Annotated in this window: 1 protein-coding gene and 1 pseudogene; one reads left to right on the top strand and one right to left on the bottom strand. The window is 60.3% G+C overall.

What is annotated here, in order from left to right:
* Positions 1-316: FCD domain-containing protein (locus tag J8I82_RS37835; RefSeq protein ID WP_209765750.1), on the top strand; the 316-nt coding region annotated here is incomplete at its 5' end.
* A 137-nt stretch (positions 317-453) separates the two neighbouring features.
* Here J8I82_RS37835 and J8I82_RS37830 read toward each other — a convergent pair.
* Positions 454-606: pseudogene (locus J8I82_RS37830) on the bottom strand (ISKra4-like element ISBte2 family transposase); the annotation flags it as partial.
* Positions 607-789 lie beyond the last annotated feature (183 nt).

Raw genomic sequence — 789 nt, 5'->3', positions numbered from 1 at the left:
AAACCCGAACCCGATGCTGCGGTTCTCGTGCGAGCTGATCAACGAGATGATCCGCCAGCTGGTGGTGTTCGGCAACGACACCCCTGCCTGCGAGCACGAGAAATTCGGCGCGGCCAACGTCAAGTTCCACAAGCGCATTGTCGAGGCGGCACGCCAGCGCGACGCCGAGGCGGTACGCGCACTGATGTCGGCCCATATGGAAGAGTGCACGCATTACGTCACGCGCATGAACGGAAGGGTTCATGGCCGCCTGGTGCTCGACTCCGAAATGCCCCGGCGCGGCCGGACGCTGCCGGCAGACGACGACCTTGAGTGAAGACGGTGGCCGCGCCGGACGTATACCGACGCAACAATGCCACCGCTTCGCGGGAGCGTTAAAAACCTTGGGGTTCAATCAAACTCCGAGAGCCCGAGTTGCTCCAAGGACTCAACTACTGACCGCAGATCTGGCGGCGCGGTAGAGATGGGCTTGATTTGACGATGACGTGCTCCGCAATTGATTGCCGCCCCGCCATTCGCGTCGACATAAGCAACGAGTTCTCGGGTCCGGTAGTCCAACTGTGCAAGGCTGTCGGCAACGCCCGGCGGTTCAGGCACGATCATCCGAAGAAACGTGCGAGACGACAAAGACGGGCGAGAACTAGATTTCTACCCTGCCCCATTCGAGTCCGCCACCCGTCCATTGCAGGACAGCGCGGCCGGTGTGAATCGGTCCTAGTACAACATCCCGTAAATAGGTTGAATAATTAATCGCCTCGGATATCATGGCGGGATGAGCCGAGGCCGCCA

It is taken from the genome of Cupriavidus consociatus, assembly GCF_017814975.1.
Lineage (GTDB): Bacteria > Pseudomonadota > Gammaproteobacteria > Burkholderiales > Burkholderiaceae > Cupriavidus > Cupriavidus consociatus.
Note: the sequence above shows the minus strand (reverse complement) of the source record. Positions and strands in the feature narration are given on the sequence as shown.